The organism is Roseateles sp. P5_E1 (assembly GCF_054049335.1).
Window position 1 is genome coordinate 103,288 of record NZ_JBFUMN010000001.1, and the last position, 25,878, is coordinate 129,165.

The window sequence follows — 25,878 nt, forward strand, 5'->3', positions numbered from 1 at the left end:
TCAACGAACTGCATTCGATCCAAGGAGAGAGAGATGACGAAACTGACTTGCCTGTGGGGGATGGTGCTGGCGCTGCTGGCTGCGCCCGCGTCGGCGACGACCCTGTCCTTCGCTGCCTCCGCGCCTGCCGTGCAGGTGGGCGACACCTTCACGCTGGACGTGCTCGTTGCGGACGCACCGGACCTGTACGCCTTCCAGTTCGACATCGCCTTCGACCCGGCGATCGTGCAGGCCACCACGGTGCTGGAAGGCGACTTCCTGTCCGCCGGCGGCCGGGCGACGTTCTTCCTGCCCGGCACCATCGACAACAGCGCCGGCACGGTGTCATTCACGGCCAACACCCTGGCCGGGCCCGGGCCGGGCGTCAGTGGCGACGGCCTCGTCGTGCACCTGTCGTTCCACGCGCTAGCCGTGGGACAAAGCAGTTTGTCGTTCGGAAACGTCGTGCTGCTCGATTCGGCGCTGATGGAGCTCGCCTCGACGCACATGGGTGGCGCCATCAGCGTTGCCAGCGTGCCGGAGCCGGCGTCCGTCGCCCTGTTCGGCATCGGGCTGGCCGCCCTCACGGCGGGCGCTCGGCGGCGGGGGCGGCACACGTTGCCGAATCCAGACCGAACCTGACCCGGACCCCACGTTTGACGGCATGATGGCGCGGCATGACCGCGCCATTGCACCTCCTTATCGTCGACGACCACCCTGTCGTTCGAGTCGGCATGGCGCAGCTGCTGCGCACGCAGCGCGAGGGCTGCGAAGTGAGCGAAGCCGACAGCCTGCCCGCCGCGCAGGCACTGCTGGCACGCCGGCCCGACGTGGCCCTCGTCGTGCTCGACGTGCACCTGCCTGGACTCGCGCCGTTGCAGGCCCTCCAGCAGCTGCGCGCCGAGTGGCCGCTGCTGCCGGTGCTGCTGATGTCGGCCGACAGCGACCCGCTGCTGGCCATGCGCGCCCTCGACGGTGGCGCCGCCGGCTGGCTACCCAAGAGCGCCGACGTGGGTGTGCTTTTCGGCGCACTGGAGCTGGTGCTGGCCGGCGGCTGTTACCTGCCACCCTTCCTGCTGCAACGCGGCACCGACCTGCCGGACGAGGCGCTCACGCAGCGCCAGGCCGAGGTGCTGGCCGAGTTGGTGAAGGGCCGCAGCAACAAGGAGATCGCGCGCGAGCTGGGCATGGGCGAGCCGACGGTCAAGGGTCATCTGGTGACGATCTTTCGCATCCTGCGCGTGCGCAACCGCGCCGAGGCAGCGATGGCCGGCCAGGCGCGGCTGGCCTCAATGCGGTTCTGAATGCGGTTCTGACGGCGCGCTCAACCAGGCGCGCAGCGCCGCCGCCGGCAGCGGCTTGCGCGCCGGCTGCACGCGCAGCGCCCGCAAGGCTTTGGCGCTCATCGGCAAGGTCTCGCCGCTGATGAGCAGGGCCGGCAGCCTGTCGCCGAAGGCCTCGCGCAAGGCCTCGATGGCGCTCAGCCCGTCGCCTTCGGCCAGCCGCCAGTCGCTGATGAGGCGTTGCGGCCGCGCACCGGCCGCGCGCAGGCGCGCCAGCAGCGGCGCCACCGCGGCTTCGGCCCAGACCTCGCAGCCCCAGGTGCGCAGCAGGGTCACGGTGGCTTCGCGCACCGCTTCGTCGTCCTCCACCAGCGCCACACAGCGGCCCTGCAGCGGCTGCCCCTGCGGCACGGTGCGAGGCTCGGTCAGCAGGCGGGGCTCGTCCTCGGGCAGGCTCACGGCGAAGCAGCTGCCGTGACCCAGGCGGCTGCGCAGGTCCACCGGGTGGTCCAGCAGCCTGGCCAGCCGCGCGACGATGGCCAGGCCCAGGCCGTGGCCGCGGCGCCGGTCGCGCCCCGGGTTGGCGAGCTGCACGAACTCCTGGAAGATGCGCTCGTGGTGCTCGGGCGCGATGCCCGGGCCGGTGTCCCAGACGGCGACCTGCACACGGCCCGCACGCTGCCGCGCCGCCAGCAGCACGCCGCCGTGCACGGTGTGCGTGAGCGCGTTGGACAGCAGGTTGCGCAACAGGCGTTCGAGCTGCTGCGCGTCGCTGCGCACCCACAGCGCCGTCGGGCGCAGCCGCCACTGCAAGCCCTTGGCTTCGGCCAGCACCGCGTATTCGGTGGAGAGGCGCTCGAACAAGGGCTGCAGCGGCAGCGAACGGCACTGCGGCTGCAAGGCGCCGCTGTCCAGGCGCGACACGTCGAGCAGGTTGTCCACCAGCCCGYCCAGCGCCTGCGCCATGGCCTGCAACTGCTCCGCCGTCTGCGCCGCACGCCGGCCCTGCAGCTCGTGCGCGGCCTGCGCGGCCAGCAAGCCCAGCGCATGCACGGGCTGACGCAGGTCATGGCTGGCGGCGGCCAGGAAGCGCGTCTGCGCTTCGCGCGCAGCCTGGGCCTGGGCCAGCAAGGCCTCGCGCTCGAAGCGCAGCGCGTGGCTCTCGCGCAGCAGTCGGGTGTGGCGCAAAGTCAGCGCCATCGCCAGGGCCACGGCCGACAGCACCAGCAAGGCGTTGTAGGCGCCGCTCCAACTGCCAAGTGACAGGAAGAGCGCAATCAGTGCCACGGCGACGGGAGCGATCAGCAGCACGAAGGCGCGCGGCTGCGGCGCCATCACGTTGATGCTGGCCACGCAGGTGATGCAGGCCAGCATGGCGGCGTACATCTGGGTGGCAGGCTGCCGCCCGTCGAAAGCCATCACCAGCGCCAGCGCCCAGAGTGCACCGGTGAGCAGCGCACCCAGCTCGGCGCGGCGCTCCCACGGTGCGGGGTCAGCGGCTTGCGGCAGCTGCGCCACCTGGCGCTTCCACAGCACGCGCAACACGATCAGCGCTGCAAATGCCGCGCCCCAGGCCAGCAGCACCAGCAGCGCCACCCGGTCGATCTGCGTGCCCACATGCAACAGCACCAGCAGCGCCGCCGCCACCAGGCTCACGCCGCTCTGGGCGTAGAACAACAGCAGCATCGCGCGGCGCGTACGTTCGTCCAGGGGATGGGGCAGCATGCCCCGCATCATGCCCAGCGGCGCGCGCGTTGCCAGCCCTCCGAACGGATAGGCCCCGGGTGACGACTGCAATCCCCGGGGGTGTGTTGAGAAAGATGGCCGCTTCAGGCGGGCAACGATCCCGCACCCGCGCCCATCGCCCGCAGCCCCAGCCGCAGCTTGTCCCGCCCGGGCGGCGCGCCGAACAAGCGGCTGTACTCGCGGCTGAACTGCGAGGGGCTGTCGTAGCCGACGCTGTAGCCGATGGCCGCGACGTCGCCGGCGTCCGCCAGGATGCGTGCCCGCGCCTCTTGCAGCCGGATCAGCTTCTGGTACTGCAACGGGCTCATGGTCGTCGCGCCGCGGAAGTGGCGGTGAAAGGACGACTCGCTCATGGCCACCATGTCGGCCAGCATCGGGATGGAAATGGCTTCGGCGTGATGGCTGCGAATGAAGCGGATGGCCCGCCCGATCTGCGACAGCCGGCTGTCGGCCAGGCCGATCTGCCGCACCATGGCACCCTGCGCGCCGTGCAGCAGCCGCCACACCAGCTCGCGCTCCACCAGCGGGCCCAGCACGGCGGCGTCGCGCGGCGAGTCCTTCAGCCGCAGCAGGCGCACCACGGTGTCCAGCAGGTCCTCGGGCGCGTTGCTGACCGCAAAGCCGGCGGGTTCGCTCGCGGCCACTTCCGCGGGGTCCATCTCCAGCAGCAGGGAGGAGATGGTTGCCAGCTGCAGCGTCAAGCCCGCGGCCAGGTAGGGAAGTTCGGGGCTGGCTTGGATCACGCAGCCGGCGATGGGCAGGTCCACGCTCACCACGAGGAACTGGCCCTCGCGGTACTCGAACATCTCGTCGCCCAGCATGGCGCGCTTGGCGCCCTGCGCCACGACCACGAAGGTCGGCTCCAGCACCACGTGCTGGAGCTCGGTCGGCGCCTCGGCCGCCACCGCGAACACGTCGCCTGCATTGCGATCACCCTTTGAGGTGGCGTGGCGCTTGATCAGCCTTTGCAATTCTTCGAGTGAACCCATGGCGCAACCGTACCCGCTGCGCCCGTGCGGCTCAAGAGGCGCGCGAACGAACCGCTCAGGAATGACTGGATCGTGCAAGAGCTTGGCGGTTTTGGGCTATCGATCCTGGGGCGGCCGCCCGGCTCGGTTCGAGCGGGCCGCACGATGGGCGAATCGTGCAATCACATGACCGGAATCGACTGCTCGAAATGGGCGCCGGCCGATTCAATGCGGGCCTTCGCGCAAGGAGGTCCACATGACGATGCAAGGCAACACCATTCTCGTCGCCGGCGGCACCCGCGGCATCGGCCGCGGCCTGGCCGAACTGCTGTGCCGGCTGGGCAACGAGGTCATCATCTTCGGCGGCGAGCCTGGCGCCGCCCAGGCCGTCGCGCGCGCCAACCCCCGCATGCGGGCCATCGACCTGGATCTGACCAACCCCTGGAGCGTCGCTGGCTTCTGCGAGCAGATCGCCGCGACTTGGGCCCACCTGAACATGCTCGTCAACATCTCGATCGCCTTCCCGGTGAGGGATCTGCCGGGCTTGCATGCGCTGCTCGACGCTGACGACAGCGACGAGAAGCTGGAAGCCCATCAGCTGGGCGTCCAGCAGCTGACCGGCGCGCTGTTGCCTCACTTTCGCAAGCGAGCGCGCAGCTCGGTCTTGAACGTCGCCGCAGGACCGATGCTGGCGCTGCCGAATGCACGGCGAGGAAGGCGCGTGGACGGCCTGGTCGTCGAGACCGGCCTGCCAGCCTGCGCCATGTCGGTCAGAAAGCGCTGGGCCAGCGCCTGCATCGACGTGACCGACGTCGCCGTTCCGTCACGCGCGGAGCGCATGAGCCCGGCGCATGCCTCCCGGCCCCACGGCGTGCCCCGGGCCGAGTTCATCTCCAGCGTGGCTCACCTGCTCGCCGAAGGCCTGCACGAAGCGGCTGCCCTGTCACGGTTGCGAGCCCTCTGGCCGGCGGCCCAGCCTGCGACGCAAAAGTCCCGGGACGACGATCTGGTCTCGGCATACCACTGAATCAGCACGGCACCATTCGACGCCGTATTCGGACACACCATCGGGATAATGGCCGCGGCGCCGCCCGCGACAACCGAGACCTGGGCAGGCCGTCCCTCCCAAAGCGTGAAGCGTCTCTTGAGTCCCCTGATGGTCGGTCGCGACAGCGAGCTGGATGTGCTCGCGGACGCGTTCGCCGACGCCTGCGCGGGAACGGTGCGCACCGTCGTGATCAGCGCAGAGGGTGGTGGCGGCAAGAGCCGGCTGATCCGGGAAGCAACCGAGCGCCTCGGCCGCCAGTCCCTGGTCCTGAGCGGCTGGTGTGTCGAGCAAAGCGAGCCGGGGCTGCCGTTCGCGCCCTTCGTCTCGGCCGTGCGGCGCCTGGTGCAGCTGCGCGGCGTTGCCGAGATCGTCACTCTCGTGGGGCATTCCGGCGCGCGCGAACTGGCACGGCTGCTGCCCGAGCTGGGGCCAGCACCATCGGAAGGCGACCCCGGCATGGCGCGCTCGCGGCTGTTCGAGTCATTGCGCCTGCTGCTCCAGAGTCTGGCCGCCCAGGCCCCGGTGGTGCTGGTGCTGGAAGACCTGCATTGGGCCGATCGCGCGACGCGCGACCTCCTCGCCTATCTGGCTCGCAACCTGCAGGGCACCCGCCTGCTGCTGGTCGCGTCGTACCGGACCGAGGCGCTGGCAGGAGCGCATCCGCTGCGTGGCGGATTGGCGGAGCTGGCCCGGATTGAAGGGGTGACCCCGCTCGCCCTGCCACGCCTGTCGCGCACCGACGTGGCGCTGCACCTGAGCGCCATGCTGGGCCATGAGCCGGCACCCGATGTCGTGAACGCCGTCCACACCCGCGGCGGTGGCGTGCCGCTGTTCACCGAAGCCCTGGTCACGCCGGAGGGTGCCGTGCGAACCCAGCTGCAGGGTTCGCTGCGCGATCTGCTGCTTGGCGCGGTGAACGAGTTGCCGGAACGGGCACGCGAAGTCCTGCACGCGATGGCGGTGGGTGGCCTTCGCGTCGGGCATCGGCTGCTGGCCGCCGTCGTCGGCGCCGATGGCCTGGATGCAGCGCTCCGCGCCGCAGTCACATCGCATGTCGTCATCGCAGCCGACGCGGAGGGCTACGCCTTCCGCCATGCCTTGATCCAGGAGGCGATCCGCGACGACCTGCTGCCCGGCGAACGGCAGCGCCTGCATCGCGCCTACGCCGAGGCCCTCGAGGCCGACCCGTCGCTGGGCGCAGACGCCTGGGTGGCGGCCAGCATCGCCCTGCATTGGCGCGCGGCGGACGACCCGGCCCGGGCCCTCAACGCGGCCTGGCAGGCCGCGCGGGAAGCCACCGCCCGCCTGGCCTATGCCGAGCAGTTGACGATGCTCGAACATGCGCTCGAACTGTGGCCCCGCGTCGAGCCGGCGCAGCGGCCGCAAGGCATCGATCGGGCGCAGCTGCTGGAGGCCGCAGCCGATGCCGCCTGCTGGGCCGTCGAGACCGAACGTGGGCAACGCATCGTCGAAGCGGGCCTCGCAGAACTCGATCCGGCGACCGATGGTGAGCGCATCGCCGCGCTGCTGCTCGAGCGCGCCATGATGCGCCAGCAGAGCCTGCATGCGGGCGAGCTGGCCGACCTTCGCGAGGCGCTGCGTCTTGCCCCAGGGCCGACACGCACACGGGCGGCGGCGCTCGGCCAGATCTGCCGCGCGCTGGCCCTGCACGGTCGCGCCGATGAGATGCGGGCGCTGGCAGACGAATTGGACGCGTTGGCGATGCGCCTCGGCGAGGCCGAGTGGACGGTCGAGGCCCTGGTGTCCGGCGCCCTCGCCCGGCCTGTCGGCGACGTGGCCGCGATGGAGCGGCTGGAACGCGCCTTGAGCGAAGCGCAGGCCGGCGCTTCAGGGCGTGTGGAGATGATCGCCCGCGTCGCGATGGTCGACCTGCTCGATGCGCGCGGCGAGCACGCGGCGGCGGTCGACGCGGCAGGCATGGCCTGGCAGCGGGCACGCCAGCTCGGCCAGGCCCGCTATATGGGCGCGTCCGTCGCCCAGCTTCTTGCGCGCGCGCTGATGGCCGTCGGGCGCTGGGACGACGCGCTCGACCTGATCGGCGAGGCTCGCGAACTCGATCCCTCGCCTCTCGGCAGCCTGCAGTTGTCGCAGGTGGGTGGCCTGATTGCGGCCGGCAGAGGCAATCTGGCCGCGGCAGAGCGCGCCTTGAAAGCCCTGGCCGCCGCCGAAGAGAGTCCGCAGGACGCGCCCCGCCGCGCCGCCGCACAAGTCCAATTGTCGATGGCGATCGCCCTGCTTCAAGGCGGCCCGGCCGCAGCCGTCGAGGCCGGCCATGGCATCGGGGCGCTCAGGGGCTGGCTGCCGCCACGGCTGCTCTGGCCGTTGATCGCCCATGCCTGGCGCGCCTGCATCGGGTCGGGTCGGGCCGACGCGCTGCGCGATCTGCTCGTGGATTCGTCCGAGCATCTGGCCCAGCCCGGCCCGGTGGAGCGGGCCTGCGCCCTGACATCGCTGGCCGAGCGTGGCCGCCTCGACGGCGGTTCGGATGCCGTCGCCTGGGGCGCCGCGGTCGCGGCCTGGCAGGAGATCGGCAACCTTCCATGGCTGGCCTATGCGCTGATGCGCCAGGGTTCCGCGTGGCTTGCCGCCGGCCAACGTGGCGCGGCCATAGCGGCGCTGCGGCGCGCGGCGCTGTTCGCGCGGCAGTTGGGCGCCGAGCCCTTGAGCGCGCAACTCGCCACCGTGGCCGGCCGAGGCAGGGTCGAGCTCTGGCCGGACGAGGGCGGTGCGCCCCCAGCCTCGCCCCAGGGCCTGACGGCGCGCGAGGTCGAGGTGTTGGCGCTGCTGGTCGAGGGCCGCTCGAACAGGGAGATCGCCGCGGCGCTGTTCATCAGCGTGAAGACGGCGAGCGTGCATGTGTCGAACATCCTGGCCAAGCTCGAGGTGCCGTCGCGAGGCGCCGCTGCGGCGGCCGCGCACCGGCTCGGCCTGGTCAGCGCCGTGTGAGGCCGCCGGCTACAGCGACCTGATGTCGGCGATCAGTTCGGGGAATGCCTTCGCAGAGAAGGAATGGCCGCGATCGGTGAAGGCCCGTGAGGTCGCGCCCGGGAGTTTTTCGGCCCACCGGGCCAGGTGCGAGAAGGGAACCCATTCGTCGTCCGCGCTGTGATACAGCACGATCGCGCCCATGCTGGGCAGGGCCGCGGCGAAATCGACGGGCAGCGCGAAGTCGTCGCCACCCCATTCGCCATCGGCGCATTTGTAGGGCGTGGCGATGAGGAACAGCCCGGCCAGCGACAGGTCCCGGCGCTCCTGCGTCAGGTACTTCAGCACCGCGGCACCGCCCAGGGAATGCGCCACCACGATGCTCGGGTCGCCGGAGTTTTTCAGCTCGGCCGCCATCTCGTCCTTCCATGTCTTGTAGACCACGTTCTCCAGCCCGGAGAACTTGGGATAGCGGACTGCATGATCGGGCGCGATGGCGTTCTTCAGATAAGTCGCCAAGGCCTGGTCTTCGGCGTGCGCGCCTTCGCCCGCGCCTTGCACAAACAAGATGTCGTGGTTCTGCATTCACTTGTCTCCGGGTTGAGTGGACTTGATTGATGGTTGGGCATGGCGGCCTAACCCTTGGCAGGCGACGCGGTCGCCATGCTGCGCGGCCCGCGCGAGGTGGCCAGCCAGGAGCCGCAGAGGATGAGGGCGAAGGCGATGAGGATGCGGCCCTCGAGCGGCTCGCCGAGCAGTGCCACGCCCGCGGCGACAGCCACGGCTGGCGACGCGTAGGTGATCACGACAGCCCGCTCCGAGCCGACCTCGCGTATCAGCAGGAAGAAGGCCGCGAATGCGACCGCCGTGCAGGCGATGCCCAGCGCGACGATCGCGATGGTGGCCTGGGTGCTGGGCCAGGCGGCGGGCCAGCTGCCCAGGGCCGGGGCCAGATAGGCCAGCGCCGTGATGGCAAGGCATGCCGTCGTCATCGGGATCGCGGGCGCTTCGCCGAGCCAGCGCGCCGCGATCATCGAACCGCCCGCATAGCAGGCGGCGGCGAGCAGCACCTCGAGCACGGACAACTGATCGCCGCCGAGTGCCGGCAGCGCCAACACCGCAACGCCCGCAAGCCCGCACAGCAGGCCGGCGAGGCGGCCTGCACCGAGGCGGTCGTGATCGCGGCGCATTCGATTCAGCGCCACCGTGATGATGGGCGTGGCCGCCACCAGCAAGCCGGCCATCGAACTGCTGATGTGCAGCTCGCCATGCACGATCAAGCCCTGGGGAACGATCATCTCGACGACCGCGAAGGCAAGGATGGGGCGCCAGTGCGCTCGCAACGCCGCGAAGCCGGCACCACGCAGCGCGAACGGCAGCAGCACCGCGGCTCCCAGCGCCGTGCGGGCAAAGACGATGAAGGGCACCGGCACCTCCGCGACGGCCACCTTGATCAGCAGATAGGGCATGCCCCAGAGCACGCTGAGCATGATGAACAGGGCGAGGCCGCGCCGGCTCATGGCGCCCTCCTGGCCAGGAAAGTGACCCAGTCGTTGCCGTCGCCGCCGACGCTCCGGACCCGCCACGCGACCGACAGACCGGCCGCGGCGAGCCGCGCGGCGAAGCGCTCGCCGGTCCAGCACACGGTGTGCCAATCGCCGTCCGTCTCGCCTTCGCCCTCGCGCATCGCGACCAGGAAAGCCCCGCCGGGCTTCAGGGCCGCGTGGATCTTGCGCAGCACGGCATCGATCTGCTCGCGGTCGACGTAGATCAGCACCCCCATGGCGAGCACGCCGTCATAGGGCCCGCCGAGCTCGTCGGTGATGACATTCAACAGGTCGGCCGCCTTGCCGCGCTCCGCCATCAAGTCCAGGAAGGCTTGCGCAGCGTCGCTGCGCCGGACGACTGCGCCGAGCGCCTCGACGAAGTCCGCGTCGCGCCCCGGGCCGGAACCGATCTCCAGCACCGACCCGCCGGGCGGCAGGCAGTGCACCAGGCGCTGCAGCGCCTCCTGGATGTGCGGCGGGCGCTCGGCGTCGACGAGCGTGTCGTACTGGCGCGCATACGCCTCGTAGGACTGCACGGTACGCCGCGTGTTTGCCAGGGCGTTGGCGGTGGGCTTGGGCATCGCTTCCTCTTGCGGTGATCGATGCCCTCCAGTCTGGGTCTAAGGCATGCCAACGCTCATGGGGCGAAATGCCTAGGCGCCGCTGCCGCGCAGGCTAGGTAAAAGCCCGGCACAGGGCTGACGCGCAAGCCGATCAGCCCCCACGCGTCTTCTCGCGCTCCTGCAACGCCCGCCACATGACCTTGCCGGCGCCGCTCTTGGGCAGGCTGTCCATGAACTCGATCAGGGCCGGCACCTTGTAGGCGGCCATGTTGGCGCGGCACCAGTCGCGCAACTCGTCGGCTGTCAGTGACTCATGGCCGGCGCGCTTGACGACCACCGCCTTGACGGTCTCGCCGCGGTAGGCGTCGGGCGCCGAGATGATGCAGGCCTCGGCGATGTCGGGGTGGGCATGCATCAGGTTCTCGACCTCGCTCGGCCAGACCTTGAAGCCGCTCGCGTTGATCATGCGCTTGAGCCGGTCGGTCATGAAGAAGTAGCCATCGGCGTCGGCATAGCCGATGTCGCCGGTGCGAAAGAAGCGCTTGCCCTCGAACTCGATGAACGCTGCCGCGGTCGCGTCGGGGCGGCGCCAGTAGCCGTCGAAGACCATGGGGCCGTGGACGATGATTTCGCCGGCCTCACCGGGCGGCAGCTCCTTGAGCGTGTCGGGGTCGACGACGCGCGCGTCGCAGCTGATGTAGGGCACGCCCAGGCATTGCTGCTTGGGTGAGTCGTAGGGGTTGGTGTGGCTGGGCGCGGCCGTCTCGGTCAGGCCATAGCCTTCCATGTAGCGCAGGCCCCAGCGCTGCCACAGCCGCTCGGCAATGGCCTGCGGCATGGAAGCGCCGCCGCCGCCGATGGTGACCATGCTGCTCAGGTCGAAGCTGTCCACCTGCGGGCTGGCCAGCAGGTCGATGACCATGGTGGGGATGTTGGTCCAGCGCGTGACGTGGTGCTCCTTGATGAGGCGGGCGGCGTACTCGCGCTGCCAGCGCGGCATCAGCACCAGACGGGCGCCGGCCGCCAGCGTGCCGTGCATGATGACGACCATGCCGGTGATGTGGAACATCGGCACGACGCCGAGCACCACGTCCTCGTGGCTGACATTGGCCCACAGGCCGCCGGCAAAGATGTTGTGCTGCAGGCTGCGGTGCTTGTGCATGCAGCCCTTGGGATGGCCCGTCGTGCCACTGGTGTAGGGCAGCAGCGCGAGGTCGTCGGCGCCCACCTCCAGCGCCGGCGGCGCGGCCGTGCAGGCGAGCGCGTCGGCCCAAGCGGTGGTGCCGGCGGGCAGGGCGATGTCGGTGTTGAGCCAGTCGGCCCAACCCGTGGGCAGGCCAGCGCCATCGGAATGCCCGCCGGGCAGCACCTCCGCCAGTCGGGTGACGAGCAGATCCTGGGCCGGCATGCCGGCCGACAGCCACTCGGCGCTCAGGTCGGCGCTGGTGATGGCGAGCACGGCGCCGCTGTCCTCGATCAGATGCTTGATCTCCGCCGCCTTGTTCATCGGGTTGACGGGCACGACGACGGCGTTTGCGCTCAGCACGGCGTAGTGCGCGATGACGAGCTGCGGGCAGTTCTGCAGGCCCACCAACACACGGTCACCCCGCTTGATGCCCCGCTCGGCCAGCCACGCCGCCAGGTGTGCCACCTGGGCAGCCAGTTCGGCGTAGGTGGTCGTCTGGCCCAGGAAGACCAGCGCCGGCCGATGCGGGAAGCGGCGCGCACTGACCGCCAGGTTGTCGGGCAGGGCCGTGGCCGGCGGCTCGATGGCATGCGCCACGCGGACGGGCCAGAACTTGTGATGTGCTCGGGGGGTCATGCGGGCGTCTCCGTTTTCCTCTGCGCGACGACGAGGTAGACGCCGAGCAGCGTCACACCCATGCCGGCGATGGCTTGTGCGCCGAGTGTCTCGCCGAACAGCAACCACGCCATCACCGAGGTGACAGAGGGCACCAGATACATGGTGCTTGACACCGCCGTCACGCGGCCATGGCGCAGCATGTAGAACATCAGGCTGATGCCGCCGGCCGTCAGCACCAGGATGCTCCAGGCCATGGCGACCAGTACCTGGGCGTTCCATTCAATGCGCATCGGCTCCAGCCACCAGGCCAGGGGCCAGGTGACGGCCAAGGCCGCCACGAACTGCACGACCTGGCCGGTGCGCAGGTCGAACTGCGGCACGAAGCGCTTCTGGTACAGCGTGCCGCCTGTGATGGCGAGCAGGGCCATCAGGCACAGCAGCAGCGGCGGGCCGTAGCTCGTGCCCAGGTTGAGCTTGTGCCAGATGACGAGGACGACGCCGGCCAGCCCCAGGGCCACGCCCGCCCATTGCCGCGGTGCCACACGCTCGCCGATCAGCGGCGCTGCCGCCGCCACCAGCACCGGCTGCAGGTTGACGATCAGCGCCGCCGTGCCAGCCGGCAGGCCCTGGCGGATGGAGACCCAGACGCCGCCGAGGTAAAGCGCCTGGATGCCCAGGCCGGCGATGGCCAGATGGGCCATGTCGCGGCGCGACGGCCACGGCGCCCGCGCGGCAAAAGCCAGGCCCAGCATCAGCGCGACCACGCCGGCATAGCGCCAGCTCAGGAAGGTCAGCGGGTCGGCATAAGGCGCGGCCAGCTTGGCAACGATGTAGCCGGTGGCCCAGATGAAGATGAAGAGGGGTGGGGCGAGGCGGTCGAGGGCGGTCATGGGAGACCGATCATGCCTCGCCCATCGAACGACGGCGTGTTCGGGCCGAGCGCTGGGCCGCTCCCGAGCCGGCCCGCTTGGTGATGTGCTCGCGGCTCAATGCCGCGAGCATCACCGTCCCCGCGGGGGACCGACCAGGTCGCGCGCGTTCAGCGCAGCGAGGCTGGTCGAGGGGCTAACACCATTGCACACATCAGTCTCACCAGTTCCACCGGCTCCGGGAGCGGGCCGGGCAAAGGCAAGCCGGCGAAGGCCCCGTCCAGGCTCAGATGTGACAGGCCATGGGCCAGGCTCCATCCCGTCAGCGCGATCAGCGGGCCAGCCGACGCGTCGAAGCGGGTGGCTGCGTCCAGCAGCACGCGGAACGACGCCTCCGCCGCGCGATCCAGACCCGGGTGCTGCTGGCGCGACGCGAGCACGGGGCCGAACATGAGGCGAAAGCGCGCCGGCCGGCGCCGGGCGAAGTCGACATAGGCGGTGGCGATGGCCAAAAGCTGCTCGCGCGCATCGGCCGGGTGGGCGTTGACGCCCGCCTGCATGGCCGCACCCAGCTGCTCGAAGCTGCGCGCCGCCAGCATGGCCAGCAGCTCCGGCAGGCCGGCGAAGTGGTGATAGGGCGCCGCATGCGAGACGCCGGCGCTGCGGGCGACGTCGCGCAGGCTCAGCGCCGCTGCGCCGCGCTGGGCCAGCAGGGCCTCGGCCGCGTCCAGCAGCGCCTCGCGCAGCTCACCGTGGTGATAGGCACCAGCCGCTTTCGCACGCGGGCGCGGCGGGCGGTCGGCGGCGAGCTGGCCCGCGACCTTCCCGGCCCGCGGCGCACGCACTGGCTTGGTTTCGTCTTTGCCGGAGGGCGGTCGGGTCGGCGCAGCCTTGGTCATGCACCGCATCTTGCCACCAGCAAGATCAAGGGGGATACTGCCATCATCTTTACATCGTCAAGATCATGCAGGTCTGACAGATTGACAAGGAGAGCGGCCATGTACCACGCCATCGTCAAACGCAAGCTGCTGGCGGCCTTTGCGGCGCTGAACGCGGGGCGCTATGAGGGCATTCCGGGCCAGTTCGCGGCGCAGCATTGCCACAGCATGGCCGGCAACCACGCGCTGGGTGGCGAGCGCCGTGACCTGGCCGCGACGACGCGCTGGTATTCACGCCTGCAGCGCCTGCTACCGGGTCTGCGCTTCGAGGTGGACGGCGTCTGGGTCAGCGGCTGGCCCTGGCGCACGCGGGCCGTCGTGGCCTGGCGCGACCGTTTCCAGCTGCCCGGCGGCCGCGAGGGCAGCAACCGCGGCATGCATGAGTTCGAGCTGCGCTGGGGGCGCGTCAGCGCGTTGACGGTGCATTGCGACACGGCCCGGCTGGCGGGCTATCTGGCCGAGGTGGCCGCTGCCGGTCAGCCCGAGGCCTTGGCCGAACCGATCACGGGGTGACGGCGCCCGTCGGCCTCGATCAGCTCGCGCAGGCAGGTCAGGCACAGGCAGCCGCTGTATTGCTCAATGAGCTGGGTGCGCAATCTCTCGGTCAGCCGGATGCCGAAGCAGGCGCAGTGTCCGGCTGGGCCCGATGCCGCGCCGCACTCGAAGCCACCGCCGCAGCGCGGGCAGTTCGTGTCGAGCAGGGTGCCGCTCATGAACACCATTCCTTGAGCGCTATCCGCGCGGCGAGCGCCCAGCAATCGGCCATGTGCACCTCGGGCCGCGCTGCACCTCGGGCCTCGCTGCTGTCGTCGGTCGGGACGGTGTTCTTGGCAGTCGCCATCGGGTCATCTGGCCGTTGGGGATGAAGCGGATTGTGGGCCGTAGAGGGCCGCGCCGGGCGGGCTTTCCTGGCGAGCGCCCAACCGGCTATCCCGCAGGACGGCCAGCCCCTCCGTCAATCCGCGCATCATGGGCGTCTCCCTCCCTTGGCGGGATGATGGGCAGGCCTCAAGCCAGGTGGGACTGGGGGTCTTCCGGTGGCGCCAGCGGCGTCGCGCGCGCCAGCGCCATCCAGGTCGCGAAGTCGGGCTTGCAAGCGCGCTTGGGCGCCGGCCGCGCGAGCTCGAGGTGGCTGCCATGGCCGATCAGCACGCCGTAGTCGGGCGGGATCTCCTCGGGCACCGCGATGCCCGCCTTGATGACGAACCAGCACTGGCCGCACAGGGCCTGGTAGGCCGCGGACTTGGCCGGGCGGCGCAGCTCGCCGAGCAGGTCGGCGCGGCTGACCTTGATCTCGTGGATGGCGGGTTCGAGGTAGTCCTCCACCGTACTGTGGCGGATGGAATAGACGTCGGGCATGGCGTTGACCCAGAGCGTCTTGCCCTCTTCGCCGGGCAGCCCGGCGCGCAGCGTGAGGCCGCGCCAAGCGATGCGGCCGGCACGCTGCATCTCGAGGGCAACGCGCTCGACCAGGGTCTCGTGGGCGTCGCGGGCGGTGCGGTTTCGGGTCAGTGAATCGGCGATCAGCGCGACGCCTGCGTCGGTCACACGCAGGCGCTCGCGGCCGCCCGGCTCCTGCAGGCGCTCGACCCAGCCCGCGGCCAGCAGCTCGACTTCGACGAGGTCCTGGCTGGGCCAGCCGGCACTGCGCCAGAGCAGGCGCAGGCGCTGCAGGTGAAGGCGGGTCGGCGCGGACATGGCGCCATCTTCGCGCGGGCCGGAAAGCGCCGAAAAGTAAAAAGCCCCCGGGGCCGGTGGCCGCGGGGGCTTTCTGCACGGGGAGAGCTTACGGGCGCTCGCGCTTGGGCAGGGCGCTCATGAAGGGCACCGGCGAGGTCGCCGTGCCGGGCGTCGTCGTGGTGGGCACCGCGAAGAAGGTCCACACGCTGTTGGCGGGGAAGGCCAGCGCAGCGTTGGTGTAGATCGACGAGGACGTCGTCGGCACCGTCACATCCACCTGCGAAGCCGTCGTCGACGAGATGCTGTTGGGCACCGAGGCCGTGCCGGGCAGCACGTTGGACGCGATCGCGCTGAAGTCGACGTTCACAGACACGCCCGAGGTCTGGGCGGCGAGGGCGTTGACCAGGCGGATCTTCACGTTGCCGTTGACGGTGGGCAGGCGGTTGTCGTCGTCCAGCACCGACATCTTGGGCGCGGCGGCGTCACCCCAGACCAGCAAGGTGTAGTCCTTGCCGGCGGCCAGGGTCGGGGCGGTGAAGCTGACCGGGGCGCCGTTGACCTGGGTGGACAGCGTGCTGGCGCCCGAGGCGGTCGTCACGTAGTCGCTGATCAGCGGGCTGATGGCGCTGCTGAACATCTGCTGGCCGTTGAGGGACGAGCCCACCGTGCCGCCCGCGGTGAGGGCGGCGACAGTGCGCACGCGGCTCTGGGTGTTGGCGAAGTTCTTGACGGCGCCCTTCTGGACCACCGTGATGCCATTGACGAGCACGCCGCCATCGGAGGCCGTCAGGATCAGCGTGTTGACGCTGGCCGAGTCGAGCGTGACGGCCGGGATGTCCAGGCGCAGGTCGGTGCGCTTGTTGTAGCCGGTCACGCGCACGCGGAAGGTGCCCGAGTTGAGCGTGATGTAACCGCTGCCGGCGCCGCCCTGCAGGTTGGTCGTCAGCGCGGTGGCGGAGTTGATGTCGTCGGTGGCAGTCGTCACGTAGACGTCCATCGCGCCGGCATCGGGGGCCAGGTTCAGCACCAGCAGCTTGGCGCTGCTGGCGGCGGGCGCCGTCTCAGCCTCTTGCAGCAGCGTCGTGCGGATGGCGCCGGCGAAGCCGTAGGTGATGAAGGTGTAGTTGGTGCCCGAAGTCAGCGTGGGCGTCAGGGCCGACACACTGGTACCCACGGGGTCGGCCAGCACCTTGGTCGCGGTGTTGGCGGTGTCGACCTTGGCGTACTCGCCCACGCTCGCATAAGCCACACCGGTATTGATCTTGACATCGTTGACCGACAACGACAGTGCGCTGTAGGAACGCGTGGCGTTGAGCAGGCGGACCTGCGTATCGCTGCTGCCGCCGCCACCGCCGCCGCAGGCGGTCAGGAAAGCAGTGGCCGACAGGCTCAGCGTCAGGACCAGCCGGGTGGCCCAGGGGGTGAATCGCATCGAGAACTCTCCGAAAAAACCAAACCGCCGGGCACTCATCGACAAGAGTGCGGCCAAGAACGCGGATCGCGATTAGAACTCAAGCCGAGGATGTCACGATTTCCACCATCTAGCGGTGGGTGAAGAACTGTTGCTGAGGGGAGGGTCTGCCCCAGTGCTGAGGTGAGGAGAGCACTCCAATTCTTGGGGGGTGTCGCTGGTTAGCATCCGCCGCCATGAACTATCCCCATCTCCTCGCGCCCCTGGACCTCGGCTTCACGACGCTGAAGAACCGCGTGCTGATGGGCAGCATGCACACCGGGCTGGAGGATGGGCGCAAGCATTTCGAGCGCATGGCGGTGTTCTTCGCCGAACGGGCCCGTGGCGAGGTGGGCCTGATCGTCACCGGCGGCTTCGCGCCCAATATCGAAGGCTGGGCCAAGCCTTTCGCAGGCACGCTGGCCACGTCGGGCGCGGCGCGGCGCCACAAGATCATCACGGACGCTGTGCATGCCGAGGGCGGCAAGATCGCGCTGCAGATCCTGCACACCGGCCGCTATGGCTATTCGCCACTGTGCGTGGCGCCGTCGCGCATCCAGAGCCCGATCAGCCCGTTCACGCCCCGCGAGCTGAGTGCGCGCGGCATCGAGCGCCAGATCCGCGCCTTCATCCGCTGCGCGAAGCTGGCCCGCGAGGCCGGCTACGACGGCGTGGAGGTGATGGGCTCAGAGGGTTACTTCATCAACCAGTTTCTGGTGGAACACACCAACCAGCGCACCGACGACTGGGGCGGCAGCTACGAGAACCGCATGCGCCTGCCGCTGGAGATCCTGGCGCGCATGCGCGAGGCCGTCGGGCCGGACTTCATCATCATCTACCGCCTGTCCATGCTGGACCTGGTGCCGGGCGGCAGCAGCTGGGAGGAGGTGGTGGAGTTGGGTCGGCGCGTCGCCAAGGGCGGCGCCACTCTCATCAACACCGGCATCGGCTGGCACGAGGCGCGCATCCCGACCATCGCCACCAGCGTGCCGCGCGCGGGCTTTGCGTGGGTGACGGCAAAGCTTCGCGCCAAGCTGCGCGAGGAAGGCATCGCGACGCCGCTGATCACCAGCAACCGCATCAACACGCCCGAGGTGGCCGAAGGCGTGCTGGCCGACGGCAGCGCCGACATGGTGTCGATGGCCCGGCCCTTCCTGGCCGATGCCGAGTTCGTCAAGAAGGCGCGCCAGGGCAGGGCGGACGAGATCAACACCTGCATTGCCTGCAACCAGGCCTGCCTGGACCACACCTTCGCGCAGAAGATCTCGACCTGCCTCGTCAACCCGCGTGCAGCCTATGAGCAGGAGATCGTTCTGCGGCCAGTGCAGGGCACGAAGAAGCGCATTGCTGTCGTCGGCGCCGGCCCCGCAGGCCTGGCCGCGGCGACGACGTTGGCCGAGCGCGGCCATGCGGTGACGCTGTTCGACGCGGCGGCAGAGATCGGTGGCCAGTTCAACATGGCCAAGCGCATTCCGGGCAAGGAGGAGTTCAGCGAGACGCTGCGCTATTTCCGCCGCCGCATCGAGGTCACCGGCGTCGAACTGAAGCTGAACTGTCGGGCCTCGGCCGAAGACCTGAAGGGCTTTGAAGAGGTGCTGCTGGCCACCGGCGTGAGCGCGCGCAACCCGCGCATCAAGGGCCAGGACGAAGGCCAGGCGCGCGGCCAGGTGCTGAGCTATATCGATGTGCTGAGGCACGGCAAGCCGGTGGGCGGGCGCGTCGCCATCGTCGGCGCGGGCGGCATCGGCTTCGACGTGGCCGAATACCTGCTGGAAGCCGGCCATTCGCTGACGCTGGACCCGGCGGCCTGGCGCCGCCACTGGGGCGTGGGCGACCCGGAACAGGTGCGTGCCGGTCTGCTGCGGCCGGCTCCCGAGGCGCCCACCCGCCAGATCACGCTGCTGCAGCGCAAGGCCGGCAAGCCCGGCGCGGGCCTGGGCAAGACGACCGGCTGGATCCACCGCGCGGCGCTGAAGATGAAGAACGTCGACATGCTGGCCAGCGTCAACTACGAGCAGATCACGCCCGAGGGCCTATGGGTCAGCTATGGCGAGAAGCGGGCCGACAACCAATTGATCGAGGCCGACACCATCGTGCTGTGCGCCGGCCAGGAGCCGCTGCGCGAACTCGAGGCGCCCTTGAAGGCCGCTGGCGTCAACGTCCACCTGATCGGCGGCGCGCTGGAGGCCGGCGAACTGGACGCCAAACGGGCCATCCTGCAGGGCACCAAGCTGGCCTGCACGCTTTAGTTCTGGGAGAGTTGCCAGAGCTGGTACAGCGTGTCGTTGTCCTGCTCGCAGACTTCCAGGCCGGTGGCCAGGTCGAAGCTGGAGTCATACCAGCCGCAGATTTCCGGCTTGCCGCCTGCCACCCCGGTGCGCGACCGAGCGGGCATGGCCAGGGGCAGCTTGGAGTTGGACCAGGGCGACTGCGACGAGCTGAAGAATTGCATGGTGAGGGCTCCGTGATCTGAAGGCTCGGCGTGGTGTTCAACGCCATGCCGTCAGCATCGGCGCCCAGCCCTTTTGGGGACATCACCCGGAGGGTGGAGCGAGGGGGGAGACCACCCCGGCACATCCCCCGGCTCTCCCACCAAAGAGGGAGCAAAACTGGGGTCAGAGTCGATTTATGACCCAGTCTTTGTCCCCTCGCGGTCACGGCCAGCGCCGTCGGGCTACGCTGGCGCCCCTTCTCTTCGCCGACGCCCGCGCCATGTCCAACGCCCCCGCCTCCGCTCACGTCGCCGTCAGCCCGGTCGACGTCGCCGCCGGTCTGACCGAACTCTGGTCGCCGCGCGTCATCGGCGCCTTCGATGACAACTACGTCAAGGTCGCCAAGGTGCAGGGGACTTTCGGCTGGCACCGCCACCCCGACGAGGACGAGCTCTTCCACATCCTGCGCGGCCGGCTGCGGATCGAGTTGCGCAACGGCCCCGTGACGCTGGAAGCCGGGCAGATGTTCGTCGTGCCGCGCGGCGTGGAGCACTGCCCGGTCGCCGAGGAGGAGTGTTTGCTGATGCTGGTGGAGCGCAAGACGACGCTGCACAGCGGCGACTCGCCAAACGAGAAGACGCGCTCCATCGAGGAGCAGCTGGGCCGGGCTTAGGCCGAGCGGCTCAACTCGCGGCACGCGTCGGTGCCGATCCAGCGCGCCGATTTCTCATCACGCTGGCACAGCCGTTCCGCCACAGTGAGCGCAGGCTCACGTAGCGCCTTGCTGCGTTTTCCGATCTGCCGCAGCGCCCAGTTGACGGCCTTCTTGACGAAGTTGCGTTCGTCATCAGCCGCGGCTTCGATGAGCGGCAGGCGGGCGATGAAGTCGGCATCCGGCCGCTGCTTCTGATGCACCGCGGCCACCGCCAGCAGCGTGAAGCCGGCGCGTTTCTCGAACTCGGGCTCGCGCGCCGCCCAGCGCGGGATCGCATCCCAGGCCAGCGGACTCTTGACGAAGGCATTGGTGCAGGCTTGGTCGCAGACATCCCAGGCGCGCATGTCGGCGACCCAATGGTCCATCTGCTTCAGAGTGAACTTCGCTGGCTCGGCCACCATGCCGGCCAGGATCTGGGCATCGGGGATGCCGGTGTCCCACAACGCCAGGGCCAGCCCGTGGTCGCGCTTGAACTCGCGGGCCAGCGCGCGCAGCGTCGGCACGGCCAGGCCCAGGCGGCCCTCGCCGGTCAGGCCAAAGCCGGCCATGGCTTCGAGCGCTTCGGGCCGGGCCGCCGCGCGCAAACGTTGGAGGGCGAGATCAAATCGGTCGCTGCTGCTCATCAAACGAGTCCTTGACTTCGAGTGCACTCTAGGTCGTCCAATGGCACTGGGCCTGTTCACACTTCGGCAACGGGCCGCGTTGTGACCAGAAAGGTCGCAGGCACGACAGCAGACCGCAAGCTGGGTTCATACCCAGCGAGGATCTGCAACACAGCATGCGGGCTTTCTGGTCACAACCCTTCGGGAAGGCCCGTCGCCAGGGGCCACTCGGCGTTGCGTCGCTGGCCCGCACGCGAGTGCGGGCGGCGCGCTGCGCCTTGATTGGCCCCTGGCGGCGGGCCTTCGCGACCCATTGCCGTAGTGTGAACAGGCCCTAATGCCAGCCCGAGACGACCCGCCCCTGCTGCTGATTGGCGCCCTGGCCGCACGCTGCGGCAAGTCCGTCCACGCGATCCGCTGGTACGAGGCCCAGGGCCTGGTGCCCGGCGTGGCGCGAGACGCCGGCGGCCGGCGGCGCTACCGCGAGCAGCACGTCGCCTGGCTCGAATTGATGGAGAGGCTGCGCACCACCGGCATGTCCATCGCCGAGATGCGCCGCTACACCGAGTTGGTCACCCAGGGCCGCAAGAGCCTGGCGGCGCGCCGCGACATGCTCGCCGCCCACCGCGCCGACGTGCTGGCGACGATCTCGCGCTGGCAGGAAGCCCTGACCGCGCTGGACCAGAAGCTGGATTTCTACGACGACTGGATCGCCACCGGCCAACGCCCGGCGCGTGATCCGCTCAAGCCCCTCAACCCCGGAATCAAGCCATGACCGATATCGACACGCCCACCGCCAACAAGGCCCTGCTGCAATCCATCTACGCCGCCCTGGCCGATGGCGACGGCGCCCCCTTCGTTGCCGCCATGGACGAGGACTTCAGCTGGACCATCGCCGGCGTCTCTCCCTGGTCGCGCCGCTGGGCCGGCCGCGACGTGGTGCGCGGGCAGTTGCTGCAGCCGCTGTTCCAGCGCTTTGCGACGCGCTACCGCAGCCGCGCCCAGCGCTTCATCGCGGAGGGCGACCATGTCGTCGTGCAATGCCAGGGCGAGGTGCAGACCCACGCGGGCGAGGCCTACAACAACCACTATTGCATGGTGTTCCGCCTGCAGGCCGGCCGGCTCAAGGAGGTGACCGAGTACATGGACACCGACCTCGCCTGCCGCGTGCTCGGGTCGCCCTGAGCGGCGCTGGCCATGACTGATGCGGCCAGCTCATAAGCTCATTCGGCGAACGCGCATGGCCTGTCGCAAAGCCTAGGACAATTGCGCCACCCCTTCTCGTCGCCTGCCATGAAGCTGCTACCCCTCTTCTCGACGCTTGCGCTGGCCCTGACCCTGAGCTGCGCTCCCGCCCACGCCGCCACCGCACCCGGCGTCTCCTGGCAGGCCGCCGCGGCCGATGCAGACATCGACCGCTACTTCGTCCAGGCCAAGGCCGAGAAGAAGCCGGTGCTGCTGTACTGGGGCGCCAAGTGGTGCCCGCCGTGCAACCAGCTCAAGGCGACGCTGTTCAACCGCGCCGACTTCATCGAGCAGAGCAAGGCCTTCGTGGCCGTGGGCATCGACGGCGATGCGCCCGGTGCGCAAAAGCTCGGCACGCGCTTCAAGGTGCGCGGCTACCCGACGCTGATCCTGTTCAACCCGGCCGGCAGCGAGATCACCCGCCTGCCGGGCGAGGCCGACGCGGCCCAGGTCATGAAGGTGCTGCAGCTCGGCCTGTCCAGCGGCCGCCCGGTCAAGGCGGTGCTGGCCGATGCCCTCAATTCAAAATCCACGGGCAGGAAGCTGTCGGCCAATGAATGGCGGCTGCTGGGCTTCTATGGCTGGGAGACCGACGAGCAACAACTGCTGCCGGTGGCGCAGCGCCCGGCGACGCTGTCCCAATTGGCCAAGGCCAGCGAAGGCGCCGATGCCGAGACGACGACGCGGCTGTGGCTGAAGTCCATCGGCGCGATGGCCGAGGGCAAGCCGGCCGATCCCACACAGCTGCCACGTCTGCGCGCCGTGCTGGCGGACGCAGCCCAATCCCGTGCCCACATGGACGTGCTGACCAACGAGGCGCCCGACCTGGTCAAGGCGCTCGCCCCGCAACCGGGCGAGGCGCGCAATGCGCTGGTCGCCGAGTTCGATGCGGCGTTGAAACGCCTCAACGAAGACGCCACGCTGTCCCGCGCCGACCGCCTGAACGCGCTGCAGGGCCGCATCGATCTGGCTCGGCTGGACTCGCCCAAGGACGACCCGAACCCGAAGAACATCCCCGCCGCGCTGCTGGCCGAGGCGCGCGAACAGGCCAGCCGAGCCAATCGCGAGATCACCGACGGCTACGAGCGCCAGGCCGTCGTCACCGAGGCCGCCCACCTGCTCGGCCGCGCCGGCCTGTGGAAGGAGAGTGACGAGCTGCTGAAGTCAGCCCTGGCGCGCAGCCACTCGCCCTACTACCTGATGAGCCAGCTCGGCGGCAACGCGAAGAAACAGGGCCGCAAGGCCGACGCGCTGCGCTGGTACGAGGAAGCCTTCAACAAGAGCGAGGGGCCTGCCACGCGCCTGCAATGGGGCACGACCTACCTCGGCGCGCTGGTCGAGCTGTCGCCCGAGGACACGCCGCGCATCGAGAAGGCGGCGGCCCAGCTCTTTACCGAGGCAGACAAGGACCCCGGCGCCTTCTACGAACGCAGCGAGCGTTCATTGAAAAAGGTGGCGACCCTGCTGGGCGCGTGGAACCAGAGCCCGGTGCAAGCCGCCGCCGTGGGCCGGCTCAAGGCCCAGCTCGACGGCGTCTGCGGCAAGCTGGATGCCGCCGATGCCAAGGCCAGGTCGGCCTGCCAGGGGCTGATGAAGCCAACCAGCAAGGCCTGACCGCTAGGAATCGGACAGCAGCGGGTCGCGCCGCAGGTCGGCGTCCACGTCCATCAGCACGCTTGCCAGTTCCAGCGTGCGCCACAGCCCTTCGGGCATGGCCAGGATGGCCTCGGGGGTGCGCGCCTGGCTGACCCAGGCACCGATCTCCGCATGCTGCTCGGCAGTCAGCAGGCAACGGTCACGCATCTCGTCGAGTGTCTGCACGCTCAGCCTTTCGTTGCGGCACGGTCGCCGTCGTGGGATGGGAATCTAAGCCATGCCCGCGACTTCAGGCATCATTTTTTGCGCGCCTTGGCCGGCGGGGGCGGCGTCTTGGCCACATCGCCGATGACCGTCTTGAGTGGGCAGACCCGGAAGGCCGGGCACTTGGCGCAGCCGACTACGGCAGCGATCGGGCAGAGGGTCATGGCTGGCGTTCCGGTGGGCTGAGGGATTGCGGCCCAGCATACGCCGCCACGGCCGCGTCAGGCCGTGATGACCGTGCGAAAGGCGGCGATGAAGTCCGCCACGGCGCGCGGCGAGCGCACGCCCTGTGGCTGCACGGCGTGCACCTCCACCGGCACTTCGGGCAGCAGGGTGCGCACGTGCAGGCCCTCGCCCGTGGCGGCCTGGGCAGTGAAGGAGTCGATGATGGCGGGGCCGAAGCCCTGCTCGGCCATGACCATGGCGATATGGTGCGTCTGCACCGTCATGCCGGCCTTGGCGACCAGGCCCAGGCGTGACCAGTGATCGGCCAGCACGGCGCCCAGCGGGTCGCGCTCGTCGATGCGGATGAAGGGCTCGCGCAGCACCTCCTGCATCGTCACCGTCGTGCGCTTGTCGGCCGGCGTCTTGCGCGCGGACACGCAGACCAACCGCCCCGCCGCGACGAATTCGTCCTGCAACGCCGGATGCGGCAGCTTGCCGTAGACGATGCCGACATCGCCATCCTGCAGCGCCATCGCGCGGGCGATGTCGTTGGAGTGCAGCGTGCGCACCGACACCGGCATGCCCGCATGCGCCTTGCGGAAGATGCGCAGTGCGTCCGGCAGCGCACGCACCGCGAGCGACGGCACGATGAGGATGCGCAAAGGGTGGTCCTGGCCCTGCCGCAGCGCCGAGGCCATGCGGCGCAGCGACTCCAGCTGCAGCATCAGCGCCTGCACCTCGGGGTAGAGGGCCTGGGCTTCACGCGTGGGCACCAGGCGGCGCTTCTGGCGCGTGAACAGCGCGTAGCCAAGCTGCAGCTCTGCGTGCTGCAGCGTCTGCGTGACGGCGGGCTGGGTCACGTGCAGCAGCTTGGCGGCGGCGCCGACGCTGCCGGTCAGCATGACGGCGTGGAAAACTTCGACGTGCTTGATCCTCATGGCGGGCTTCATTAGGTCAGCTGATGAGATGGCGGTCAAACGCGATGCACGGCCGGGGCCGGTTTTCCTAGCATCCAGCCCATCGATCAACACCCCGCCATGGAGGACTTCATGAAGCATTCCGCCGCTGCCGCCACCCTCGCCGGCCTGACGTGCCTGACAGGCCTGTGCGCCCACGCCGAACCCGGCACACTCGACAAGGTGAAGGCCTCGGGCACGATCACGCTCGCCTACCGCGAGTCGTCCATTCCCTTCTCCTACCTCGGCGAAGACGCCAGGCCCACGGGCTTTGGCTGGGAGATCTGCGCCAAGGTCGTCGAGCAGGTGAAGAAAGCCACCGGCCGCGCCGACCTGAAGGTGGCCGCGCAGGCCGTGACCTCGCAGAACCGCATCCCGCTGCTGACCAACGGCACCATCGACATCGAGTGTGGCTCGACGACCAACAACAGCGCGCGCAACAAGCAGGTCGCGTTCTCGATCAACTACTTCTACACCGGCACGCGGCTGCTCGTGAAGGCTGGCTCACCGGTGCAGGGGTTCGCCGACCTGAAGGGACGCAAGGTCGTCTCGACCTCGGGCACCACCAACGTCCAGGTGCTGCGCAGGTTCAACGTCGAGCGCGACCTGGGCTTCGAGCTGCTGGGAGCCAAGGACCATGCCGAATCGGCCCTGCTCGTGCAGCAAGGCCGCGCGGACGCCTTCGGCATGGACGACATCCTGCTGTTCGGCCTGCGCGCCAGCGCCCAGGACCCGGCCTCGCTGGCCATCGTCGGCGAGGCGCTGCAGGTCGAGCCCTACGCCATCATGCTGCGCAAGGACGACCCGGCCTTCAAGAAGCTCGTCGACGACACCGTGGCCGGGCTGATGAAGAGCGGCGAGTTCGAGGCGCTGTACAAGAAGTGGTTCCAGTCGCCCATCGCGCCGCGCGGCATCAACCTGAACGCGCCGATGAGCCCGGAGCTGCGCGACAACCTCAAGCAGCTGTCCGACAAGCCGGCCGTCTGAAGTGAAAGTACGCCCCTCGCCCAGTCTTGCCGCGCTGAACGCGGGCAAGCCCAGTCGGTCCCCCAGGGGGACGGCGATGCTTGCGGCGTCGAGCC

At 69.6% G+C, this 25,878-nt stretch carries 28 protein-coding genes; 11 read left to right on the plus strand and 17 right to left on the minus strand.

What is annotated here, in order from left to right:
• The first annotated feature begins 33 nt into the window (after window positions 1-33).
• Window positions 34-621, plus strand: coding sequence for a cohesin domain-containing protein (locus tag ACXJKJ_RS00550; protein ID WP_457388480.1), 588 nt, complete (start codon window positions 34-36; stop codon window positions 619-621).
• A gap of 35 nt (window positions 622-656) precedes the next feature.
• A complete protein-coding gene (locus ACXJKJ_RS00555; protein ID WP_457388482.1) occupies window positions 657-1,283 on the plus strand; it encodes a response regulator in 627 nt (208 codons plus the stop codon).
• Here ACXJKJ_RS00555 and ACXJKJ_RS00560 read toward each other — a convergent pair.
• Window positions 1,269-2,987 carry an ATP-binding protein gene (locus ACXJKJ_RS00560; RefSeq protein ID WP_457388484.1) on the minus strand — a complete coding sequence of 573 codons (1,719 nt, stop codon included), beginning with the start codon at window positions 2,985-2,987 and terminating at the stop codon, window positions 1,269-1,271. The genes ACXJKJ_RS00555 and ACXJKJ_RS00560 overlap by 15 nt on opposite strands.
• A 104-nt stretch (window positions 2,988-3,091) precedes the next feature.
• On the minus strand, window positions 3,092-3,997 hold the full coding sequence (locus tag ACXJKJ_RS00565; protein ID WP_457388486.1) for an AraC family transcriptional regulator: 906 nt from the start codon (window positions 3,995-3,997) through the stop codon (window positions 3,092-3,094).
• A gap of 235 nt (window positions 3,998-4,232) precedes the next feature.
• Here ACXJKJ_RS00565 and ACXJKJ_RS00570 point away from each other — a divergent pair, with 235 nt between their 5' ends.
• Window positions 4,233-5,003: an SDR family NAD(P)-dependent oxidoreductase gene (locus tag ACXJKJ_RS00570; protein ID WP_457388488.1), complete on the plus strand. Its 771-nt coding sequence runs from the start codon at window positions 4,233-4,235 to the stop codon at window positions 5,001-5,003.
• Window positions 5,004-5,051: 48 nt separating this feature from the next.
• Entirely contained in the window at window positions 5,052-7,991 is a 2,940-nt protein-coding gene (locus ACXJKJ_RS00575) for a helix-turn-helix transcriptional regulator (protein WP_457388489.1), read from the plus strand.
• A gap of 9 nt (window positions 7,992-8,000) precedes the next feature.
• Here ACXJKJ_RS00575 and ACXJKJ_RS00580 read toward each other — a convergent pair whose 3' ends face one another.
• From ACXJKJ_RS00580 to ACXJKJ_RS00605, 6 genes are all read right to left on the minus strand, one after another.
• On the minus strand, window positions 8,001-8,555 hold the full coding sequence (locus ACXJKJ_RS00580) for an alpha/beta hydrolase (protein ID WP_457388491.1): 555 nt from the start codon (window positions 8,553-8,555) through the stop codon (window positions 8,001-8,003).
• A gap of 50 nt (window positions 8,556-8,605) precedes the next feature.
• Complete coding sequence (locus ACXJKJ_RS00585) at window positions 8,606-9,490, minus strand: DMT family transporter (RefSeq protein ID WP_457388493.1); 885 nt, start codon at window positions 9,488-9,490, stop codon at window positions 8,606-8,608.
• Window positions 9,487-10,098 carry a class I SAM-dependent DNA methyltransferase gene (locus ACXJKJ_RS00590; protein ID WP_457388495.1) on the minus strand — a complete coding sequence of 204 codons (612 nt, stop codon included), beginning with the start codon at window positions 10,096-10,098 and terminating at the stop codon, window positions 9,487-9,489. The genes ACXJKJ_RS00585 and ACXJKJ_RS00590 overlap by 4 nt, the downstream gene beginning before the upstream one ends.
• Before the next feature lie 133 nt (window positions 10,099-10,231).
• Window positions 10,232-11,902, minus strand: a complete 1,671-nt coding sequence (locus ACXJKJ_RS00595) for a long-chain-fatty-acid--CoA ligase (RefSeq protein WP_457388497.1) — start codon at window positions 11,900-11,902, stop codon at window positions 10,232-10,234.
• Entirely contained in the window at window positions 11,899-12,774 is an 876-nt protein-coding gene (locus ACXJKJ_RS00600) for a DMT family transporter (RefSeq protein ID WP_457388499.1), read from the minus strand. Before ACXJKJ_RS00600 ends, ACXJKJ_RS00595 begins: the two co-directional genes overlap by 4 nt.
• Before the next feature lie 149 nt (window positions 12,775-12,923).
• Window positions 12,924-13,652, minus strand: a complete 729-nt coding sequence (locus ACXJKJ_RS00605; protein WP_457388501.1) for a TetR/AcrR family transcriptional regulator — start codon at window positions 13,650-13,652, stop codon at window positions 12,924-12,926.
• Window positions 13,653-13,751: 99 nt separating this feature from the next.
• Between ACXJKJ_RS00605 and ACXJKJ_RS00610 the strand changes: the two genes are divergently transcribed.
• Complete coding sequence (locus ACXJKJ_RS00610; RefSeq protein WP_457388503.1) at window positions 13,752-14,204, plus strand: nuclear transport factor 2 family protein; 453 nt, start codon at window positions 13,752-13,754, stop codon at window positions 14,202-14,204.
• On the opposite strand, the gene ACXJKJ_RS00615 is transcribed toward ACXJKJ_RS00610, so the two are convergent.
• The 4 genes from ACXJKJ_RS00615 to ACXJKJ_RS00630 all read right to left on the minus strand — a co-directional run bounded on the left by ACXJKJ_RS00615 (window position 14,168) and on the right by ACXJKJ_RS00630 (window position 16,803).
• The gene (locus ACXJKJ_RS00615) at window positions 14,168-14,404 is read right to left on the minus strand and encodes a cysteine-rich CWC family protein (protein WP_457321048.1); all 237 of its coding nucleotides are present in this window, start codon (window positions 14,402-14,404) and stop codon (window positions 14,168-14,170) included. The two genes, ACXJKJ_RS00610 and ACXJKJ_RS00615, sit on opposite strands and share 37 nt — an antisense overlap.
• Window positions 14,401-14,532 (minus strand): hypothetical protein, encoded by a 132-nt coding sequence (locus ACXJKJ_RS00620; RefSeq protein WP_457351929.1) that lies wholly within the window; start codon window positions 14,530-14,532, stop codon window positions 14,401-14,403. The genes ACXJKJ_RS00615 and ACXJKJ_RS00620 overlap by 4 nt, the downstream gene beginning before the upstream one ends.
• A gap of 167 nt (window positions 14,533-14,699) precedes the next feature.
• On the minus strand, window positions 14,700-15,389 hold the full coding sequence (locus tag ACXJKJ_RS00625) for a hypothetical protein (RefSeq protein ID WP_056190889.1): 690 nt from the start codon (window positions 15,387-15,389) through the stop codon (window positions 14,700-14,702).
• An 88-nt stretch (window positions 15,390-15,477) separates the two neighbouring features.
• Window positions 15,478-16,803 carry a DUF4397 domain-containing protein gene (locus ACXJKJ_RS00630; protein WP_056190891.1) on the minus strand — a complete coding sequence of 442 codons (1,326 nt, stop codon included), beginning with the start codon at window positions 16,801-16,803 and terminating at the stop codon, window positions 15,478-15,480.
• Between the two features lie 215 nt (window positions 16,804-17,018).
• Between ACXJKJ_RS00630 and ACXJKJ_RS00635 the strand changes: the two genes are divergently transcribed.
• Window positions 17,019-19,070, plus strand: a complete 2,052-nt coding sequence (locus ACXJKJ_RS00635; protein WP_457388505.1) for an oxidoreductase — start codon at window positions 17,019-17,021, stop codon at window positions 19,068-19,070.
• Here ACXJKJ_RS00635 and ACXJKJ_RS00640 read toward each other — a convergent pair.
• Window positions 19,067-19,273, minus strand: coding sequence for a hypothetical protein (locus ACXJKJ_RS00640; RefSeq protein ID WP_056190895.1), 207 nt, complete (start codon window positions 19,271-19,273; stop codon window positions 19,067-19,069). The genes ACXJKJ_RS00635 and ACXJKJ_RS00640 overlap by 4 nt on opposite strands.
• Window positions 19,274-19,533: 260 nt before the next feature.
• On the opposite strand from ACXJKJ_RS00640, the gene ACXJKJ_RS00645 reads away from it, so the two are divergent.
• Window positions 19,534-19,926: a cupin domain-containing protein gene (locus ACXJKJ_RS00645; protein WP_056190897.1), complete on the plus strand. Its 393-nt coding sequence runs from the start codon at window positions 19,534-19,536 to the stop codon at window positions 19,924-19,926.
• Here the strand turns inward: ACXJKJ_RS00645 and ACXJKJ_RS00650 are convergent.
• A complete protein-coding gene (locus ACXJKJ_RS00650) occupies window positions 19,923-20,591 on the minus strand; it encodes a DNA alkylation repair protein (protein ID WP_056192475.1) in 669 nt (222 codons plus the stop codon). The two genes, ACXJKJ_RS00645 and ACXJKJ_RS00650, sit on opposite strands and share 4 nt — an antisense overlap.
• Before the next feature lie 316 nt (window positions 20,592-20,907).
• On the opposite strand from ACXJKJ_RS00650, the gene ACXJKJ_RS00655 reads away from it, so the two are divergent.
• From ACXJKJ_RS00655 to ACXJKJ_RS00665, 3 genes are all read left to right on the plus strand, one after another.
• Window positions 20,908-21,345, plus strand: a complete 438-nt coding sequence (locus tag ACXJKJ_RS00655; protein ID WP_457388507.1) for a MerR family transcriptional regulator — start codon at window positions 20,908-20,910, stop codon at window positions 21,343-21,345.
• Window positions 21,342-21,755, plus strand: coding sequence for a nuclear transport factor 2 family protein (locus ACXJKJ_RS00660; RefSeq protein ID WP_457351916.1), 414 nt, complete (start codon window positions 21,342-21,344; stop codon window positions 21,753-21,755). The genes ACXJKJ_RS00655 and ACXJKJ_RS00660 overlap by 4 nt, the downstream gene beginning before the upstream one ends.
• A 108-nt stretch (window positions 21,756-21,863) precedes the next feature.
• A complete protein-coding gene (locus tag ACXJKJ_RS00665) occupies window positions 21,864-23,429 on the plus strand; it encodes a thioredoxin family protein (RefSeq protein ID WP_457388509.1) in 1,566 nt (521 codons plus the stop codon).
• A 3-nt stretch (window positions 23,430-23,432) separates the two neighbouring features.
• Here the strand turns inward: ACXJKJ_RS00665 and ACXJKJ_RS00670 are convergent, their stop codons facing one another.
• From ACXJKJ_RS00670 to ACXJKJ_RS00680, 3 genes are all read right to left on the minus strand, one after another.
• On the minus strand, window positions 23,433-23,636 hold the full coding sequence (locus ACXJKJ_RS00670) for a hypothetical protein (protein WP_056190902.1): 204 nt from the start codon (window positions 23,634-23,636) through the stop codon (window positions 23,433-23,435).
• Window positions 23,637-23,707: 71 nt separating this feature from the next.
• Window positions 23,708-23,839, minus strand: a complete 132-nt coding sequence (locus tag ACXJKJ_RS00675; RefSeq protein ID WP_268795217.1) for a hypothetical protein — start codon at window positions 23,837-23,839, stop codon at window positions 23,708-23,710.
• A 57-nt stretch (window positions 23,840-23,896) separates the two neighbouring features.
• Window positions 23,897-24,778: a LysR family transcriptional regulator gene (locus ACXJKJ_RS00680; RefSeq protein WP_457388511.1), complete on the minus strand. Its 882-nt coding sequence runs from the start codon at window positions 24,776-24,778 to the stop codon at window positions 23,897-23,899.
• Window positions 24,779-24,889: 111 nt separating this feature from the next.
• Between ACXJKJ_RS00680 and ACXJKJ_RS00685 the strand changes: the two genes are divergently transcribed.
• Window positions 24,890-25,783 (plus strand): amino acid ABC transporter substrate-binding protein, encoded by an 894-nt coding sequence (locus ACXJKJ_RS00685; protein WP_457388513.1) that lies wholly within the window; start codon window positions 24,890-24,892, stop codon window positions 25,781-25,783.
• Window positions 25,784-25,878: the final 95 nt, after the last annotated feature.

What these genes read in the sequence shown, in the direction of transcription:
- ACXJKJ_RS00655 (WP_457388507.1), top strand. Translation starts at nt 20,908, where the DNA reads ATGCCAGCCCGAGACGACCCGCCCCTGCTGCTGATTGGCGCCCTGGCC.
- ACXJKJ_RS00570 (WP_457388488.1), top strand. Translation starts at nt 4,233, where the DNA reads ATGACGATGCAAGGCAACACCATTCTCGTCGCCGGCGGCACCCGCGGC.
- ACXJKJ_RS00665 (WP_457388509.1), top strand. Translation starts at nt 21,864, where the DNA reads ATGAAGCTGCTACCCCTCTTCTCGACGCTTGCGCTGGCCCTGACCCTG.
- ACXJKJ_RS00635 (WP_457388505.1), top strand. Translation starts at nt 17,019, where the DNA reads ATGAACTATCCCCATCTCCTCGCGCCCCTGGACCTCGGCTTCACGACG.
- ACXJKJ_RS00605 (WP_457388501.1), bottom strand. Translation starts at nt 13,652, where the DNA reads ATGACCAAGGCTGCGCCGACCCGACCGCCCTCCGGCAAAGACGAAACC.
- ACXJKJ_RS00575 (WP_457388489.1), top strand. Translation starts at nt 5,052, where the DNA reads ATGGCCGCGGCGCCGCCCGCGACAACCGAGACCTGGGCAGGCCGTCCC.
- ACXJKJ_RS00630 (WP_056190891.1), bottom strand. Translation starts at nt 16,803, where the DNA reads ATGCGATTCACCCCCTGGGCCACCCGGCTGGTCCTGACGCTGAGCCTG.
- ACXJKJ_RS00685 (WP_457388513.1), top strand. Translation starts at nt 24,890, where the DNA reads ATGAAGCATTCCGCCGCTGCCGCCACCCTCGCCGGCCTGACGTGCCTG.
- ACXJKJ_RS00590 (WP_457388495.1), bottom strand. Translation starts at nt 10,098, where the DNA reads ATGCCCAAGCCCACCGCCAACGCCCTGGCAAACACGCGGCGTACCGTG.
- ACXJKJ_RS00675 (WP_268795217.1), bottom strand. Translation starts at nt 23,839, where the DNA reads ATGACCCTCTGCCCGATCGCTGCCGTAGTCGGCTGCGCCAAGTGCCCG.
- ACXJKJ_RS00595 (WP_457388497.1), bottom strand. Translation starts at nt 11,902, where the DNA reads ATGACCCCCCGAGCACATCACAAGTTCTGGCCCGTCCGCGTGGCGCAT.
- ACXJKJ_RS00565 (WP_457388486.1), bottom strand. Translation starts at nt 3,997, where the DNA reads ATGGGTTCACTCGAAGAATTGCAAAGGCTGATCAAGCGCCACGCCACC.
- ACXJKJ_RS00600 (WP_457388499.1), bottom strand. Translation starts at nt 12,774, where the DNA reads ATGACCGCCCTCGACCGCCTCGCCCCACCCCTCTTCATCTTCATCTGG.
- ACXJKJ_RS00645 (WP_056190897.1), top strand. Translation starts at nt 19,534, where the DNA reads ATGTCCAACGCCCCCGCCTCCGCTCACGTCGCCGTCAGCCCGGTCGAC.
- ACXJKJ_RS00650 (WP_056192475.1), bottom strand. Translation starts at nt 20,591, where the DNA reads ATGAGCAGCAGCGACCGATTTGATCTCGCCCTCCAACGTTTGCGCGCG.
- ACXJKJ_RS00660 (WP_457351916.1), top strand. Translation starts at nt 21,342, where the DNA reads ATGACCGATATCGACACGCCCACCGCCAACAAGGCCCTGCTGCAATCC.
- ACXJKJ_RS00610 (WP_457388503.1), top strand. Translation starts at nt 13,752, where the DNA reads ATGTACCACGCCATCGTCAAACGCAAGCTGCTGGCGGCCTTTGCGGCG.
- ACXJKJ_RS00585 (WP_457388493.1), bottom strand. Translation starts at nt 9,490, where the DNA reads ATGAGCCGGCGCGGCCTCGCCCTGTTCATCATGCTCAGCGTGCTCTGG.
- ACXJKJ_RS00615 (WP_457321048.1), bottom strand. Translation starts at nt 14,404, where the DNA reads ATGAGCGGCACCCTGCTCGACACGAACTGCCCGCGCTGCGGCGGTGGC.
- ACXJKJ_RS00625 (WP_056190889.1), bottom strand. Translation starts at nt 15,389, where the DNA reads ATGTCCGCGCCGACCCGCCTTCACCTGCAGCGCCTGCGCCTGCTCTGG.
- ACXJKJ_RS00640 (WP_056190895.1), bottom strand. Translation starts at nt 19,273, where the DNA reads ATGCAATTCTTCAGCTCGTCGCAGTCGCCCTGGTCCAACTCCAAGCTG.
- ACXJKJ_RS00555 (WP_457388482.1), top strand. Translation starts at nt 657, where the DNA reads ATGACCGCGCCATTGCACCTCCTTATCGTCGACGACCACCCTGTCGTT.
- ACXJKJ_RS00550 (WP_457388480.1), top strand. Translation starts at nt 34, where the DNA reads ATGACGAAACTGACTTGCCTGTGGGGGATGGTGCTGGCGCTGCTGGCT.
- ACXJKJ_RS00680 (WP_457388511.1), bottom strand. Translation starts at nt 24,778, where the DNA reads ATGAGGATCAAGCACGTCGAAGTTTTCCACGCCGTCATGCTGACCGGC.
- ACXJKJ_RS00620 (WP_457351929.1), bottom strand. Translation starts at nt 14,532, where the DNA reads ATGGCGACTGCCAAGAACACCGTCCCGACCGACGACAGCAGCGAGGCC.
- ACXJKJ_RS00580 (WP_457388491.1), bottom strand. Translation starts at nt 8,555, where the DNA reads ATGCAGAACCACGACATCTTGTTTGTGCAAGGCGCGGGCGAAGGCGCG.